This window comes from Arthrobacter sp. FX8, assembly GCF_026723805.1.
Lineage (GTDB): Bacteria > Actinomycetota > Actinomycetes > Actinomycetales > Micrococcaceae > Arthrobacter.
Genome location: NZ_CP113505.1, coordinates 1,924,027 through 1,939,772, shown reverse-complemented (window position 1 = coordinate 1,939,772; position 15,746 = coordinate 1,924,027). Strand labels below are relative to the sequence as shown.

Below are 15,746 nucleotides of genomic sequence, written 5' to 3'. Positions count from 1 at the left end.
GGAGCCATGCGTATTGCCAGGTTTGTAGTCGATTCCGATCCCCTGTACGGCGTTGTGGAAGGTGAACCGGGCAGTGAGGAAATCACTGTCATCCACGGCGACCCCTTCTTCCATGGCGTGGAGCGCACATCCGTGCGCCACAAGCTGGAGGACGTCCGGCTGCTGGCGCCGATCATCCCGCGGAGCAAGGTGATCGGCGTTGGCCGGAACTTCGTGGATCACGCCCATGAACTCGGCAACGAGGTCCCCGCCCAGCCGCTGCTCTTCCTGAAGCCCAACACCGCAGTCGTGGGCCCCAACGACCCCGTAGTGCTGCCGGAGTTCTCCGAAGAGGTCTCCTTCGAAGCTGAACTCTGCGTGGTGATCGGCCGGATCTGCAAGGACGTGCCGGAAGACCGCGTGGACGATGTCATCTTCGGCTACACGTGCGGCAACGACCTCACGGCCCGCGACGTCCAGAAAACGGACCTGCAGTGGACCCGCGCCAAGGGCTTCGACACCTCCGCGCCGCTGGGGCCCTGGATCGAGACCGACCTGGACACGGAGGACCTGCGGATCCAGGGCAGGCTCAACGGTGAAGTGCGCCAGGACGGCAGCACCAGCCAGATGATCCGCGGCGTGCGCGAACTGGTGTCGGTGGTATCGCAGGCGTTTACCCTGCTGCCGGGCGACGTGATCATGACCGGCACGCCCGCCGGCGTGGGCCTGGTCAAAGAGGGCGACCGCTTCGAGGTGGAAATCGAGGGCATCGGACGGCTTTCCAACCCCATCGTCCGCCGCTAGGCCTGTCCGGCCGGCGGAAGGCCGGACCCGGCCAGGCGGGTAAAGTTGAAGCCACTATGACTATCGCTTCTTCGTCACCCGCCGCAGCCATTCCGCCCGTTACCGCCGAGACGCCCGTCCGGGTCCGTTTCTGCCCGTCGCCCACGGGTACCCCGCACGTTGGACTGATCCGGACGGCCCTGTTCAACTGGGCCTACGCGCGCCACACCAAGGGCACGCTGGTTTTCCGCATCGAGGACACGGACGCGGCGCGGGACAGCGAGGAAAGCTACCACCAGCTGCTCGACGCATTGAAGTGGCTGGGCATCGACTGGGACGAGGGCGTTGAGGTCGGCGGCCCGCACGAGCCGTACCGGCAGTCCCAGCGCGGCGACATCTACCAGGACGTCATCAAGCGGCTGCATGACGGCGGGTTCATCTACGAGTCCTTCTCCACCCCGGAGGAGATCGAGGCGCGCCACCGCGCGGCCGGACGGGACCCGAAGCTTGGCTACGACGGCTTTGACCGGCACCTGACGGAGGAGCAGCTGGCGCAGTACCGGGCGGAGGGCCGGCAGGCTGTCCTCCGCCTGCGCATGCCGGACGAGGACATCACGTTCACCGACCTGGTCCGCGGCGACATCACGTTCAAGGCCGGTTCCGTCCCTGACTTCGCCGTGGTGCGGGCCAACGGTGCTCCGCTCTACACGCTGGTCAACCCGGTGGACGACGCTCTGATGGGCATCACCCATGTGCTGCGCGGCGAGGACCTGCTCAGCTCCACGCCCCGCCAGATCGCCCTGTACCGGGCGCTGTACGCCATCGGCGTCGCCGAGTACATGCCGGAGTTCGGCCACCTTCCCTACGTCATGGGCCAGGGCAACAAGAAGCTGTCCAAGCGCGACCCCGAGTCCAGCCTGTTCCTGCATCGGGAGCGGGGCTTCATCCCGGAAGGGCTGCTGAACTACCTGTCCCTGCTGGGCTGGTCCCTCAGCGCGGACGAGGACATCTTTACGGTGGAGCAGCTTGTGGAGCACTTTGACGTCCACGACGTCCTGGCCAACCCGGCCCGCTTCGACCTGAAGAAGGCCGAGGCCATCAACGGCACCCACGTCCGGATGCTCGAGCCCAAGGTGTTCCGTGACCGCGTTGCGCACTACCTGCGCGAGGCAGGCCTGGTGGGGGAGATCCTGACAGACCGCGAAGAGGAAATCGTCACCGAGGCGGCGCCGCTGATCCAGGAACGCATCACGCTCCTGGGCGAAGCCCCGGACATGCTGGCGTTCCTGTTCAAGGCCGATGACGCCATCGACATCGCCGACGACGCACGCAAAGGCCTTCCCGCCAACCTTCCCGAGGTCCTTGATGCCGCCATCGCCGCGCTGGAACCGGTGGCGGAATGGACGCCGGACAACATCCAGGCCGCACTCAAGCAGGCCCTGGTGGAGGACATGGGCATCAAGCCGAGGCTTGCCTTCGGCCCGGTGCGCACGGCCGTTTCCGGCCGCCGCGTGTCGCCGCCGCTGTTTGAGTCCATGGTGATCCTGGGCAAGGAGTCCTCCCTGCGCCGGCTCCGCGCCTTCCGCGGCTGATGACCGCTCCCAGCCAAGCGGCCCGAGCCGGCATACTGGAGACACCTTTCGGCCGTGTCCGGGGCGTCCTGTTCGACATTGACGACACCCTGGTGGACCTCGAGTATTCGATGACCACCGCGCTGCGCGAGGTCAGCGAACACCTCCTGCCCGGACTGGACCAGGCCGGGTGGGAGCGGTTCGGCCGCATCTTCACCCACGAGACCACCCACTTCTACGACCGCTACCTGGCCGGCGAGCTGACGTTCAACGAACAACGCCTGCTCCGCGGGCGTGCGGCACTGGGACACTTCGGCGTTGACCTGGGCGAGGGCGAGGAGTCGCACCGGTGGCTGGCGGCCTACATGGAGAAGCAGCCCGCGTACGTGAAGCCGTTCCCCGATGTGCTGCCCCTCCTGGACGTCCTGGACAATGCGGGAGTGCCCTACGGCGCCGTGAGCAACAACGTCCATGACTACCAGCGCGCCAAGTTGGACGGGGCCGGGCTGGAGCGGATCACGCACCTGGTGGGCACGGACACGCTTGGCGTGGCCAAGCCCGATCCGGCCATGTACCTTGAGGGCGTCCGGCTGCTGGGCACTGCCCCGGGCGAAACGCTGTACGTGGGCGATAACCGGCTGCTGGATGCGGAGGGTTCGACGGCGGCAGGGCTGCTGGGCGTCTGGCTGAACCGCGTGGGTGAGGTTGTGGAGGGCTTCGAGGGCAGCATGGTTGCTTCCCTGGAGGAACTGCTGGCCTAACCGGACCAGCCGGCCACATAGGCGTTGCAGGCCGGGACCGCGGCCCCCTTTTTGCAGGGCCGCGGTCCCGGCCTGTCTGCGTCAGCTGTCAGGGGGCCCGCAGGCCCGCGGCACGGCGGCGCAGGAGCAGGTAGGCCGCGACGGCGGCGGCCACGAGCAGCGCGATCAGCAGCAGGGCGATGCCCGGGTTGTCCAGCCAGGACGACGGCGACACTGCCGCCACTTTCGTGTGCAGCTCCTGCGTGCCGGCAGCGATTTTCGCGTTGCCGTCCGCCAGCTTGCCGGCGCCTTCCGCCAGTTTGCCGGAACCGTCGTCCAGCCGGCCGTTGCCATCGGCCAGCTGACCGGATCCTTCGGCGAGCCGTGCGGACCCCGATTCCAGTTGGCCCGTCCCACTGCTGAGCTTGACGGTTCCGTCGGAGAGGGCTTCCGTTCCCGCCAGCAGGCCCGGGTTCGCCGGGTCGCCGCCGCCGTTGATGCCCGCGCTGAGCCGGGTGGTGCCGTCCTGGAGGTTGTTGGCGGCGTAGATCAGGCCGGGACGGTCGGGGTCGCCCGGCAAACCGTCCATCCCCACCCGGATCTTCGCCGTCCCCTCGGCCAGCATCGACGTGCCCAGCACCACGCCCGGGTTCTGCGGATCCGTCGCATTGAGCTTTTCCGCCAGGGTGGCAAAGCCCGCCTTCAACCGTCCGGCGCCGTCGTTCAACTCGCCGGCTCCCGTGGCCAGCCTGCCCGTTCCGGTCTTCAGCTGCCCGGCGCCGTCGTCCAGGGCCCCGGCCCCGCCGTTGACCTTTGCTGCGCCGGCGTCAAGCTGTACCGCCCCGGCATAGGCCCTCCGGCCGCCGTCGGCCAGCTTGGCTATCTGGTCCTTGATCACTGCAAGGGGTACCAGGCCCTGCGGTCCGTTCGCTGCCGCTTCGAGCTGGTCCAGTCCCTGGCTGAGTGCGGCGAGCCCGTCGCCCTGTGCGGGGTCGTTGCCGGCACCCGGGTAACCCTTGAGCCGGTTTGCTCCGGCTGCCAGCTGGCCGGTGCCGTCCTTCAGCGCTGCGGTCCCGCTGCGCAGCTTGGTGGCGCCGGCATCAAGATCGCCGGCACCTGCGGCGAGCTGGCCCGTGCCTGCAGCGATCCGGCCCGCGCCGTCAGCAAGGTTGTTGGGTGCGTTTCCGGACGCCGTTGGGGTTAGCGCAGCGGAAAGAGCGACGGCGCCGGACTGAAGCTTCCGTGCGCCGTCGTCCACCTGGTAGACACCCGGTACCAGCTTGTTCAGCACATCATTCTGCAGCTTGGTGGTACCGGCGTGCAGCTTGTCCACCCCTGGTGCCAGCTGGTCGCGGACTCCGGAGAAGATCCGGCCGGCCCCCGACTGCAGGGCCGCGGCGCCGGCATTCAATTCGCTGCTGCCGTCCCTGACCTTGTCCGAGCCGTCCTTCACCTGCGCCGCGCCTTTGTTCGCGGCCCCTGCTCCTGCTGCCAGCTGGCCCGAACCGTCTTTGAGTTGGTTGGCCCCCGCGGCAGCCTGCTCTGCTCCGTCCATCAGCTGCGCGGCACCGTTGGCGATCTGGCCCGTGAGGAAGGTATAAACCGCAAGGAAAAGAGCCAGCAGCAGGGACAGTGCGGTGATGGCGATGGATTGGGACCGGGTTTTGGGCTTGGCTGTTGCGATGGATTCTGTGCGGGTTGTCAACGCTGACACTTCCTAACTGGGCCACCGGGCGACGCTGCCCGGTGGTCGAAACCGTTGGTGGGAGGGCCATCCTGTTTCCTCGTGGGGGTGCCCGGATAGCGGGACGGGAAGATGTTACTGATGGGTAACTTACTCGAGGGTAACCATACGGCGGGAGCGTGGGCAAGGGCCCGCATGGAGAAGTCCATGCGGCTGCCGGCGACTTCGTCGATCCCGATTTGTGCGAGCCGAAAGTCTCGGGTAAAGTAATTTCTCGTGCTGAGGCGCACGGAGCAGGGAAAAAGCCCTGAAAACCGGCCCGAAAGTGCCATTGGGATATGGTGTAATTGGCAACACTACGGTTTCTGGTACCGTCATTCTAGGTTCGAGTCCTGGTATCCCAGCTCTGATTTGAAAGCTGGCTTCAGCTGGAATTCAGTAGGTTTCCACTCGGTTCGCCGATTTGAAACCACGGCAAAGTGTGTGAAATACTCACTGAGCTTGAGCGGCGGAAACGCTGCCGGAAGTACTCTGGCCCCATCGTATAGCGGCCTAGTACGCCGCCCTCTCACGGCGGTAACGCGGGTTCGAATCCCGCTGGGGTCACCATCGAAATGGTCCCGGGCATTAGCCCGGGGCCATTTTTTATGAGCATCAGGCCGGTTCCCCTCCAGCCGGACGAGACCGCCTGTCGTTTCGAAGAAAATCGTCCTGCTGCGGGGGAATTCCCTGCTGGGGACGACACGCGGTGGAACTTCGCGCCCCCTACTCAACTGGCATGATGTAGCTGTGACCTCCCATGACGAGCACGGCCGCCCCATCCCGCCGGTGCCGCACGCCATGGCGGCAGTGACCCTGCTGGAGGAGATCCGCGGCGGCCTGGACGATGTGCTGCTGCCGCTCGCGCTGACGGGCGCGGACCAGGCACGCCGCGAAACGTCGGCCGCAAGGGCGCAGCTGGACGACTACATCCTTCCGCGGTACCGGAGCCTGGACGCCCCCTTGCTTGCCGTCGTCGGCGGTTCCACCGGTGCCGGCAAATCCACCCTGGTGAACGGGCTCGTGGGGCATCCCGTCACGCGGGCCGGGGCCATCCGCCCCACTACCCGCCAGCCCATCCTGCTGCACAACCCCGCAGAGGGAACATGGTTTGAAGGGCAGCGGGTCCTGCCCGGGCTAAGCCGGATCCGCGGTACCCTCGCCGGCACTCCGGCCGCCGCGGGCGCCATGCCGGAGCCGCGCGACGCCGCTTCGCTGGTGCTGCTGGCCGATCCGGCGGTTCCGGCCGGCATCGCACTCCTTGACGCCCCGGACGTTGACTCCATTTCCGACCAAAACCGCCTGCTGGCCGGGCAACTGCTGGCCGCCGCGGACTTGTGGGTGTTTGTCACCACAGCCAACCGGTACGCGGACGCCGTTCCCTGGAAGCTCCTCCTGGACGCGGCGGCGCGGGACATTACTGTGGCAGTGGTGCTGGACCGGGTGCCGCCGGGCGCGCAGGCGGAGGTAAGCGAGGACCTCCGCGGCCTGCTCGACCGGGAGGGGCTCGGTGGGAGCCGGCTGTTCATCATCGCCGAGACGGTCCTTGATCCGCACGGCATGCTGCCTCCCGGCGCTGTCAATGAGCTGCGGGACTGGCTTGGTGCCCTGGCCGCCGATGCTGCCGGCCGGGCCGCCGTCGCACGGCGGACCCTGAATGGAACCGTCCGCGCCCTGGCCCATCGGATTCCGGATATCGCCGGCGCCGTCCGTGAGCAGGAGCTGGCCGCCTCGCGACTTGAGGCCGACGCCGTGGCGGCTTACGCGGATGCCGCCAAGCGGATCCTTGATGCCACCCGCGACGGTGCACTCCTCCGGGGCGAAGTGCTGGCCCGGTGGCAGGATTTTGTGGGCACCGGTGAATTCTTCCGCGCCCTTGAGCAGAATGTGGGGCGGTTCCGGGACAGGCTGGGGGCCTTCTTCCGCGGTGAACCGGCACCGGCCGTCGGGGTTGAGGCGGCCATCGAAACCGGGCTTCAGGCCGTCATTGTGGACGAGGCAGCCAACGCAGCGGAGGACACCGACCAGCGGTGGCGCTCAGACCCCGCGGGGCGGCAGCTGCTGGGTCCGGACGACCTGTCGGGGACGGCGCCCGGGTTCGCCGAACGGGCAGCAGCGGAAATCCGGGCGTGGCAGGAAGCCCTGATGGAGCTGATCCGGACGGAAGGCCAGGGACGGCGGACGCAGGCCCGGTGGCTGTCCTTTGGCATCAACGGCCTCGGCGCCGCGCTGATGATCGTGGTGTTTTCGATGACTGCGGGCCTGACCGGACTGGAGATCGGCGTGGCGGGCGGAACCGCCGTCGTGGGCCAGCGCCTGCTGGAAGCGGTGTTCGGCGAGGACGCCGTGCGCCGCATGGCTGATAAAGCCCGTGAAGATCTGGCCACGCGGTGCCGGCGCCTGCTGGCAGACGAGCAGGAGAAGTTCCTGCAGCGGCTGCCGGAAGGCAATCCCGCCCTCGCACAACGCCTTGCTGCGCAGGCCGGGGAACTGGCCCGGCTGGCGGAGAGCGCGTGAGCCGCCACAGCGGGGCACACGCGTCCTCCAAACTGGACGCCCGGCTCCAGGCGCTCCAGGACGCCCGGGAGCTGGGGGAGGGGGTCCTGCCGGACCAGGCGCTGCAGGACGTGTTCGACGTCCTGGAGCGCGCAAGTTCCCGCCGTTCCTTGTCCGGCGACCACACCGTGGTGGGATTTTTCGGGGCCACCGGAAGCGGCAAGTCCTCCCTCTTCAACGCGGTCAGCGGCGCGGAGATCGCGACGGCGGCGGCCCGCCGTCCGACGACATCGGAACCACTGGCAGGTGTTTGGGGAGCGGCAGGCAGCGAAGCCCTCCTCGACTGGCTGGAAGTTGGAAACCGGCATCACGCCGCGCCGGTGGACGGCTTCGCCGACGAACAGACGGGGCTGATCCTGCTCGATCTGCCTGACTTCGACTCCACCCATGCAGCCAACCGCGGGATCGTGCAGCGGATGGTGGGGATGGTGGACGTCCTGGTGTGGGTGCTGGACCCGCAGAAGTATGCCGACGCTGCCGTCCACCATGGGTTCCTGGCGCCGCACGCTTCGCACGGGGCCGTCACGCTTGTGGTCCTGAACCAGGTGGACCGGCTCCCGGAACACGATGTGCAGCCCGTGCTCGACTCGCTGCACGCAATCCTTGCAGGTGAAGGGCTGGGACAGGTGCGGGTCCTCCCTTCATCGGCGGTGACGGGGGCGGGGATCGGGGAAGTGCGGGCGGCGATCCGGAAGGTGGCCGTCCAGCGCCAGGCCCAGTCCCGGCGGCTGGAGGCGGATATCACTAAGGCCGGGCAGGACCTGCGGCAGGCTTCCGGGGACGGCGTCGCCGCAGGGGTCCGGCCGGCCGCCAGGTCCCGGCTCGCGGGCGAACTGGCTGTGGCAGCGAACGTGCCTGCCGTGGTGCGGGCCGTCGGCCAGTCCTACCGGCTGGAGTCCGTCCGGCGCACCGGCTGGCCCGTCACCCGCTGGCTCTCCAGGTTCCGCCCGGACCCGCTGCGCCGCCTCAATCTCCGCAGGGATTCACCTGCCGGGCTGAACCGGACCTCCCTGCCGGCCGCCGGCGCGCCGGAGCGGGCCCGGACGGACGCTGCCGTCAGGGAATTTGCGGACGCGGCCAGCGAGGGGCTCCGGGACCCTGGCGGGCAGCGATTAGGGGAGGGCCAGGGCCGGCCGGGACCGGCTGCCCGACGCCCTGGACCAGGCCATCGCCGGGACCGACATCGGGGCCAACCGCAAGGCGTGGTGGTGGGGTGCCTTCAACGTGGTTCAGTGGCTGGCGCTGCTGACGGTGCTGGGCGGCCTGGGCTGGCTTGGCGTCCTGGCCGGACTGGCCTACCTGCAGCTGCCGGTGCCCGAAGTTCCACGCGCGGAAGGCTGGCCGGTACCCACCCTGATGATCGCCTTCGGCCTGGTGCTGGGGATATTTTTGGCGGTCACCGGCCGTTTCATTGCGTCCGGTGCTGCCCGGGCGCGGGCTGCAAGGGCACGACGGCGGCTGAACAGCGCCGTGGCAGCGGCGGCGCAGGAGCTGGTGGTGGCGCCCGTGGAGGAGGAGATTGCCAGGCTGGCAGCCTTCAACAAGGCGCTGAAGAAGGCCATGGGGCCGTAGGGCTGCTACCGGCCCATAATGACCTAGCCGCCCGCCAGGGCGGCCGCGGCGTCCCGGACCTTGATGAGGGTGCGCAGGTTGCGGGTGGTGGTTGCGGCCTTGAACTTCGTTTTCGCGCTGATCTTGCTGAAGGGGCTGTCCAGTGTCCCTCCCGCCGGGGCCAGCCAGGCAAGCGCTTCGGGCCCCAGCCGCTGCTGGTCCTGGCTTTCAAGGGCTGACCCGGCCGCCTCCAGTTCGTCAAGGACGGCGGTGTCCGAGGACAGGGTGATATAGGTGTGGGTGGACCTGTCGTCGTCCGGGTAGGGGCAGCCATCCACCAGTTGGGCCACCCGCCCGGCGTCCAGGACCACAACCCACGCTTCATAGCCAAAGGCGGCCCGGAGGCACTTTTCGCATTCCTGTTTGACCGCTGCCGCGTCCAGGGTGCTGCTGAGCACCACGTTTCCGCTGGCCAGCAGGGTCTTTGCGTCCGTGAAGCCGCAGGATTTCAGCGCGTCCCGCAGGTCCGCCATCTTGATATTGATCCCGCCCACGTTGATGCCGCGGAGGAACACCGCATAGCTGCCCATGGGCACAGCCTAGCGGCCGGAGCCCCGGTGGGGCCGGCAGGAGCCTAGTCGTTGTTCTTGCGGAGGGCCTCGGTGAGGATGCGCCCGGCATTGCAGACAACTTCGGCGTGCAGGCGGCCGGGCTGGCGGGTCAGCCGCTCAATTGGACCGGAAATGGAGACGGCGGCAATCACCCTGCCGGACGGACCCCTCACCGGTGCCGAAACGGAGGCGACCCCCGGCTCACGCTCGCCAAGGCTCTGTCCCCAGCCCCGGCGTCGTACTCCTGCCAGGACGGTCGGCGTGAAACGGGCCGACTGCAGGCCCTCGAGGAGCCTGTCGTGATCCTCCCAGGCGAGCAGGACCTGCGCGGCAGAGCCGGCCTTCATGGACAACTGCGTGCCCACGGGAATGGTGTCGCGCAGGCCGATGGGGCGCTCCGCGGAGGCGACGCATACGCGCCAGTCACCCTGCCTGCGGAAGATCTGGGCGCTTTCGCCGGTGGCATCGCGCAGTTGCATGAGTACGGGCCCGGCCGAGGCGATCAGGCGGTCTTCCCCGGCGGCGGAGGCAAGCTCCACAAGCCTGCTGCCGAGCACGAACCGGCCCTGGATGTCTCGGCTGACCAGCCGGTGGTGCACCAGCGCCAAAGCGAGGCGGTGGACAGTGGGCCGGGCCAGGCCGGTGGCGGCTACCAGCTGCGCCAGCGTGGTGGGGCCGGCCTCAAGGGCATCGAGCACCTGGGCCGCTTTATCAATGACACCGACTCCACTAGAATTGTCCATGTAATGATATTGCCGTCTCAATATCTGAGATGCAAATCTTTCGGCTGGCGCAGCGCGGAGCCGTCCTGATTCAGTTGGATCAATCAGCCAAACAGCAGTGAAGGGAGATGGCCATGGCAAAGACATTGGCCGAGAAAGTCTGGGACGCACATGTGGTGCGCAAAGGTGACGGCGATGGTGCCAACGCCCAGCCGGACCTTCTGTACATCGACCTTCACCTGGTCCACGAAGTCACGTCCCCGCAGGCGTTCGAAGGCCTGCGGCTGGCCGGCCGCAAGCTGCGCCGGCCGGACCTGACCATTGCCACCGAGGACCACAACACCCCCACGCTGGACATCGACAAACCGATTGCCGACCTGACCAGCCGCACCCAGATCCAGACCCTGCGCAACAACTGCGCGGAGTTCGGCGTCCGGCTGCACAGCCTGGGCGATGCCGAGCAGGGCATCGTGCACGTGGTGGGCCCGCAGCTGGGCCTCACCCAGCCCGGCATGACGGTGGTCTGCGGCGACTCGCATACATCCACCCACGGCGCTTTCGGTGCGCTGGCCATGGGCATCGGCACCTCCGAGGTGGAGCACGTCATGGCCACCCAGACCCTGTCCCTGAAGCCGTTCAAGACCATGGCCATCAACGTCGAGGGCACACTGCGTCCCGGCGTCACCGCCAAGGACATCATCCTCGCCGTGATCGCCAAGATCGGCACCGGCGGCGGCCAGGGCTACGTCCTGGAATACCGCGGGTCGGCGATCCGCGCCCTGTCCATGGAAGCGCGCATGACCATCTGCAACATGTCCATCGAAGCCGGCGCCCGCGCCGGCATGGTGGCCCCGGACGAAACCACCTACGAGTACATGAAGGGCCGCCCCCACGCGCCGGAAGGCGAGGACTGGGACGCCGCCGTGGAGTACTGGAATACGCTGCGTACCGACGACGACGCCACCTTCGACGTGCAGGTTGACCTGGACGCCAACACCCTGGAGCCGTTCGTCACCTGGGGCACCAACCCCGGCCAGGGCGTGTCCCTGTCCGAGTCCGTTCCGTCACCCGGGGACTTCGGTGACGAAAACGCCAAGGCCGCTGCCGAGCGCGCCCTGCAGTACATGGGACTCGAAGCCGGCACGCCCATGAAGGACATCCGCGTGGACACCGTCTTCCTGGGCTCCTGCACCAACTCCCGGATGGAGGACCTGCGTGCCGCTGCCGACATCATCCGCGGCCGGCAAAAGGATCCGAACATCCGGATGCTGGTGGTCCCCGGCTCTGCCCGCGTCCGGCTGGAAGCCGAGGCCGAGGGCCTGGACAAGGTCTTCAAGGACTTCGGTGCCGAGTGGCGCTTTGCCGGCTGCTCCATGTGCCTGGGCATGAACCCGGACCAGCTGGAGGTGGGGGAGCGTTGCGCCTCAACCTCCAACCGAAACTTCGAAGGCCGGCAGGGCAAGGGTGGCCGCACCCACCTGGTCTCCCCGGTGGTGGCCGCAGCCACGGCAGTACGGGGCACGCTCAGCTCTCCATCGGACCTTGACCCGGCTCCCGAACCCGCCGCCATCCGCATCGACGCAGCCTAGGACAGCACAAATGGAAAAGTTCACCAAGCACACCGGTATCGGCGTCCCGCTGCGCCAGAGCAACGTCGACACCGACCAGATCATCCCCGCGGTCTACCTCAAGCGGATCACCCGGACCGGCTTCGAGGACGCGCTCTTCTCCGCCTGGCGCAAGGACCCCTCCTTCATCCTGAACCAGGAGCCCTACAACGCGGGATCGGTCCTGGTGGCAGGCCCCGATTTCGGCACCGGTTCCTCCCGTGAACACGCGGTCTGGGCGCTGAAGGACTACGGTTTCAAAGCCGTCCTGTCCTCCCGGTTCGCCGACATCTTCCGCGGCAACTCGGGCAAGCAGGGACTTCTGGCCGCGCAGGTTGCGCAGGACGACATCGAGCTCATCTGGAAGGAACTCGAAAACGCCCCGGGAACCCAGGTCACCGTGGACCTCGAGTCCAAGACCGTCGTCTGCGGCAACATCGTGGCGCCGTTCGACATCGACGACTACACCCGCTGGCGGCTCCTGGAAGGCCTCGACGACATCGGGCTGACCCTCCAGCACGAAGCCGACATCACCGCCTACGAGGCGACCCGCCAGGCGTTCAAGCCCAAGACCCTGCCGGCGAAGCTTTCCTAGCCCCGGGGCCACCATCCCGGCGGCGTGGCGCAGCGGGCGAAGGCCGCGCCACGCCCCGCCGCCGGTACCCCCTTATTTCGGTTCGGTAACGCGACCTCCTATGCTTGGTTGGAGCCTTTGCAAGGTTTTGGGGGCTAGTGATCGTGAGGAAACCGGTATATGAGTAGTGTTCTGACAATCCGCGGCGGTGTCCCGCTTACAGGCCGCGTCAGCGTCCGTGGGGCAAAGAATCTTGTCCCCAAGGCAATGGTGGCGGCGTTGCTGGGCAACGAACCCTCGGTGTTGCGGAACGTGCCGGAGATCAAGGACGTGGAGGTGGTCACCTCCCTGCTGCAGCTGCATGGGGTGACCGTGGAGAAGGACCCGGTCAACGGTGACCTCACCCTCGATCCCAAGGCCGCAAAGACGGCGCCGAGCACCGCGATCGATGCCCATGCCGGTGACTCCCGCATCCCCATCCTGCTGTGCGGACCGCTGATCCATGCCATTGGCGAAGCCTTCATTCCCGACCTGGGCGGCTGCAAGATCGGCGACCGTCCCATCGACTACCACCTGGATGTCCTGCGCCAGTTCGGTGCCGTCGTGGAGAAGCGCCCCGGTGGCATCCACATCTCTGCACCCAAGGGCCTGCACGGCGCCAAGATCTCGCTGCCGTACCCGTCCGTGGGCGCCACCGAGCAGGTCCTGCTGAGCGCCACCCGCGCGGAAGGCATCACGGAGCTGTCCGGCGCCGCCACCGAGCCGGAAATCATCGACCTTATCGCCGTGCTGCAGAAGATGGGCGCCATCATCAGCGTGCAGACGGACCGGACCATCCGCATCGAGGGTGTCCGTGACCTCGGCGGCTACAACCACCGTGCCCTCTCGGACCGCAACGAATCGGCGTCCTGGGCTTCGGCCGCACTGGTGACCCGCGGCGACATCTTCGTTGAAGGCGCATCCCAGCGCGACATGATGACGTTCCTGAACACCTACCGCAAGGTGGGCGGCGGAATGGACATCGGCGAGGACGGCATCCGGTTCTACCACAAGGGCGGAAAGCTGAACCCGCTGGTCCTTGAAACGGATGTCCACCCCGGCTTCATGACGGACTGGCAGCAGCCCCTGGTGGTTGCGCTGACCCAGGCCGAGGGCGTATCGATCGTGCACGAGACGGTGTATGAGAACCGTTTTGGCTTCACCGACGCCCTGATCCGCATGGGCGCCAGCATCCAGGTGCACCGGGAATGCCTGGGCAGTGTCCCGTGCCGGTTCGGCCAGCGCAACTTCCTGCACTCCGCGGTGATTTCCGGACCCACCCAGCTCAAGGGAACCGACATTGATGTCCCCGACCTGCGCGGCGGGTTCAGCCACCTGATTGCCGCCCTGGCCGCCACCGGAACGTCCCGGGTCACCGGCATCGACATCATCAACCGGGGCTACGAGCGGTTCACGGAAAAGCTCGCCGGCCTTGGGGCCGACTTCGACATCACCACCACGAAGTAGCGCGGCACCGTGAAGGAATCGGCCAAAAGCAAGGCCACATTTGTTTTCATTGCCAGCATCGCCCGGCCGCTGCTGAACCTGATGATGTCCAAGACGTGGGAAGGCACCGAAAAGCTTCCCGCCGGCGGCTTCATCGCAGCCCCCAACCACTGCACGGAGATCGACCCCCTTGTTGTGGGGCACATGCTCTACAACCAGAAGCGTGCCCCGCACTTCCTGGCCAAGGCCGCGCTGTTCAAGGTTCCCGGCCTGGGTGCGCTCCTGCGCGCCACCAAGCAGGTGCCGGTGGAGCGCTCGACGGCGGGAGCGAACCGATCGCTGCAAGTGGCCCAGGAGATTGTGGCTGAGGGCGGGGCGATCATCATTTACCCGGAGGGAACGCTGACACGCGATCCCGGGCTTTGGCCGATGAAGGGGCATACCGGCGCGGCAAGGCTGGCCCTCGAAGGCGATATTCCGGTGGTGCCCATTGCCCACTGGGGCGCGCACGAGGTGTTCCCCAGGTACGGCAAGCGGTTCCACGTGTTCCCCCGGAAGCACTCACGCGTCGTCGTGGGCGAACCGGTGGACCTGAGTGCGTTCCGCGGCCGCCCGCTGGACAAGGCCACCCTGACGGAGGCGACGGAAGTGATCATGGACGCGATCACGGCTTTGCTGGCAGGCCTGCGCGGCGAGCAGCCTCCCGCCGAACGCTGGGACCCGGCCAAGCGGCCGCAGGCCAAGCACGGACGGTTCGTTGACCGCGGCGAGCCCGAATCAGGAACGGAAGCTCCGTGACCGCTGACGGGAAGCCGGGGGCGGCGGGCACGGTAGCCGTCCTGGGTGCGGGATCGTGGGGGACAACCTTCGCGAAGATCCTCGCGGACGCTGCGATTGCCGCCGGAACGCCGCGCGTCATCAGGCTTTGGGGCAGGCGCGCCGGGGTGGTCGAAGAGATCAACAACTGCCACCGCAACAGTGAGTACCTCAAGGACATCGTCCTGCCGGAGAGCATCACGGCGTCCACAGACGTCCGCGGAGTCCTGGCGGGAGCCGACCTGGTGGTGCTGGCGGTTCCGGCCCAGTCGCTGCGCCCGCAGCTGCGCGAATGGAAGGACATGATCGCTCCCGGAGCTGTTGTGGTCTCCCTGATGAAGGGGCTGGAGCTGGGCACGGACGCGCGGATGAGCGAGGTCATCGCACAGGAACTGGGCCTGCCGCTGGAACGCATCGCAGTTGTCTCGGGACCCAACCTCGCCATGGAAATTGCGCGGGAAGAGCCTACGGCATCAGTCGTGGCATGCGCTGACTCCGCCACTGCAGGCTGGCTCGCCCGGACCTGCACCGCCCCCTACTTCCGGCCCTACACCACGGCCGATGTGGTCGGCGTCGAAATCGGCGGCATCGTCAAGAACGTGATTGCGCTGGCAGTAGGCATCTGTGAGGGCAAGCAGATGGGGGACAACACCAAGGCCTCGGTGATTACCCGGGGACTCGCGGAAACGTCCCGCCTCGCCTTGGCGCTGGGCGGCGAGGCCAAGACCATGGCCGGGCTCGCCGGGCTGGGCGACCTTGTGGCAACCTGTTCGTCCGCGCTGTCCCGGAACCACACGGCCGGGAGGCTGCTGGGCCAGGGCCTGACCCTGGAGGAGGTGGGCCGAAAGATGACCCAGACCGCCGAAGGCATCAAATCCGGCCAGGCCGTCCATGAACTCGCCGGCAAGCTCGGCGTCGACATGCCCATCACTGCCGCCGTCGTCGCGGTGCTGGCGGGCAAGCTGTCCGTTGACCAACTGGGGCCGGTTCTGCTGTCCCGGGAATTGAAACCTGAAGGCGATTACTGA

At 67.5% G+C, this 15,746-nt stretch carries 12 protein-coding genes, 2 tRNA genes and 1 pseudogene; 12 read left to right on the top strand and 3 right to left on the bottom strand.

Features of this window, described 5'->3' with window-relative positions:
• Positions 1-6: 6 nt before the first annotated feature.
• Genes OUO20_RS08895 through OUO20_RS08885 form a run of 3 tightly spaced genes read left to right on the top strand, consistent with a single transcriptional unit; the run spans position 7 to position 3,094 of the window.
• The gene (locus tag OUO20_RS08895; protein WP_018768326.1) at positions 7-783 is read left to right on the top strand and encodes a fumarylacetoacetate hydrolase family protein; all 777 of its coding nucleotides are present in this window, start codon (positions 7-9) and stop codon (positions 781-783) included.
• A 56-nt stretch (positions 784-839) separates the two neighbouring features.
• Positions 840-2,354 (top strand): glutamate--tRNA ligase, encoded by a 1,515-nt coding sequence (gene gltX / locus OUO20_RS08890; protein WP_018768325.1) that lies wholly within the window; start codon positions 840-842, stop codon positions 2,352-2,354.
• Positions 2,354-3,094 carry an HAD family hydrolase gene (locus OUO20_RS08885; protein ID WP_056387906.1) on the top strand — a complete coding sequence of 247 codons (741 nt, stop codon included), beginning with the start codon at positions 2,354-2,356 and terminating at the stop codon, positions 3,092-3,094. The genes gltX and OUO20_RS08885 overlap by 1 nt, the downstream gene beginning before the upstream one ends.
• Before the next feature lie 88 nt (positions 3,095-3,182).
• Here OUO20_RS08885 and OUO20_RS08880 read toward each other — a convergent pair whose 3' ends face one another.
• On the bottom strand, positions 3,183-4,787 hold the full coding sequence (locus OUO20_RS08880) for a hypothetical protein (RefSeq protein ID WP_268003248.1): 1,605 nt from the start codon (positions 4,785-4,787) through the stop codon (positions 3,183-3,185).
• Positions 4,788-5,089: 302 nt separating this feature from the next.
• Here OUO20_RS08880 and OUO20_RS08875 point away from each other — a divergent pair.
• The 4 genes and pseudogenes from OUO20_RS08875 to OUO20_RS08860 all read left to right on the top strand — a co-directional run bounded on the left by OUO20_RS08875 (position 5,090) and on the right by OUO20_RS08860 (position 8,924).
• Positions 5,090-5,161 (top strand) — tRNA-Gln (locus tag OUO20_RS08875).
• A gap of 129 nt (positions 5,162-5,290) precedes the next feature.
• Positions 5,291-5,366 (top strand) — tRNA-Glu (locus OUO20_RS08870).
• A gap of 180 nt (positions 5,367-5,546) precedes the next feature.
• On the top strand, positions 5,547-7,313 hold the full coding sequence (locus tag OUO20_RS08865; protein WP_442781119.1) for a dynamin family protein: 1,767 nt from the start codon (positions 5,547-5,549) through the stop codon (positions 7,311-7,313).
• Positions 7,310-8,924: pseudogene (locus tag OUO20_RS08860) on the top strand (GTPase). Before OUO20_RS08865 ends, OUO20_RS08860 begins: the two are co-directional and overlap by 4 nt.
• Before the next feature lie 23 nt (positions 8,925-8,947).
• Here OUO20_RS08860 and OUO20_RS08855 read toward each other — a convergent pair.
• Together OUO20_RS08855 and OUO20_RS08850 are read right to left on the bottom strand one after the other, a co-directional pair.
• A complete protein-coding gene (locus tag OUO20_RS08855; RefSeq protein WP_056387902.1) occupies positions 8,948-9,493 on the bottom strand; it encodes a DUF1697 domain-containing protein in 546 nt (181 codons plus the stop codon).
• Positions 9,494-9,537: 44 nt separating this feature from the next.
• Positions 9,538-10,257 carry an IclR family transcriptional regulator gene (locus tag OUO20_RS08850; RefSeq protein WP_009356552.1) on the bottom strand — a complete coding sequence of 240 codons (720 nt, stop codon included), beginning with the start codon at positions 10,255-10,257 and terminating at the stop codon, positions 9,538-9,540.
• Positions 10,258-10,370: 113 nt separating this feature from the next.
• Here OUO20_RS08850 and leuC point away from each other — a divergent pair, with 113 nt between their 5' ends.
• From leuC to OUO20_RS08825, 5 genes are all read left to right on the top strand, one after another.
• The gene (gene leuC, locus OUO20_RS08845) at positions 10,371-11,825 is read left to right on the top strand and encodes a 3-isopropylmalate dehydratase large subunit (RefSeq protein WP_026265621.1); all 1,455 of its coding nucleotides are present in this window, start codon (positions 10,371-10,373) and stop codon (positions 11,823-11,825) included.
• A gap of 10 nt (positions 11,826-11,835) precedes the next feature.
• Entirely contained in the window at positions 11,836-12,438 is a 603-nt protein-coding gene (leuD, locus tag OUO20_RS08840; protein ID WP_018768318.1) for a 3-isopropylmalate dehydratase small subunit, read from the top strand.
• 159 nt (positions 12,439-12,597) lie between these two features.
• Positions 12,598-13,923: a UDP-N-acetylglucosamine 1-carboxyvinyltransferase gene (gene murA / locus OUO20_RS08835; protein ID WP_026265620.1), complete on the top strand. Its 1,326-nt coding sequence runs from the start codon at positions 12,598-12,600 to the stop codon at positions 13,921-13,923.
• A 9-nt stretch (positions 13,924-13,932) separates the two neighbouring features.
• Positions 13,933-14,700 (top strand): lysophospholipid acyltransferase family protein, encoded by a 768-nt coding sequence (locus OUO20_RS08830; RefSeq protein WP_056387899.1) that lies wholly within the window; start codon positions 13,933-13,935, stop codon positions 14,698-14,700.
• On the top strand, positions 14,697-15,746 hold the full coding sequence (locus OUO20_RS08825; RefSeq protein ID WP_056387897.1) for an NAD(P)H-dependent glycerol-3-phosphate dehydrogenase: 1,050 nt from the start codon (positions 14,697-14,699) through the stop codon (positions 15,744-15,746). The genes OUO20_RS08830 and OUO20_RS08825 overlap by 4 nt, the downstream gene beginning before the upstream one ends.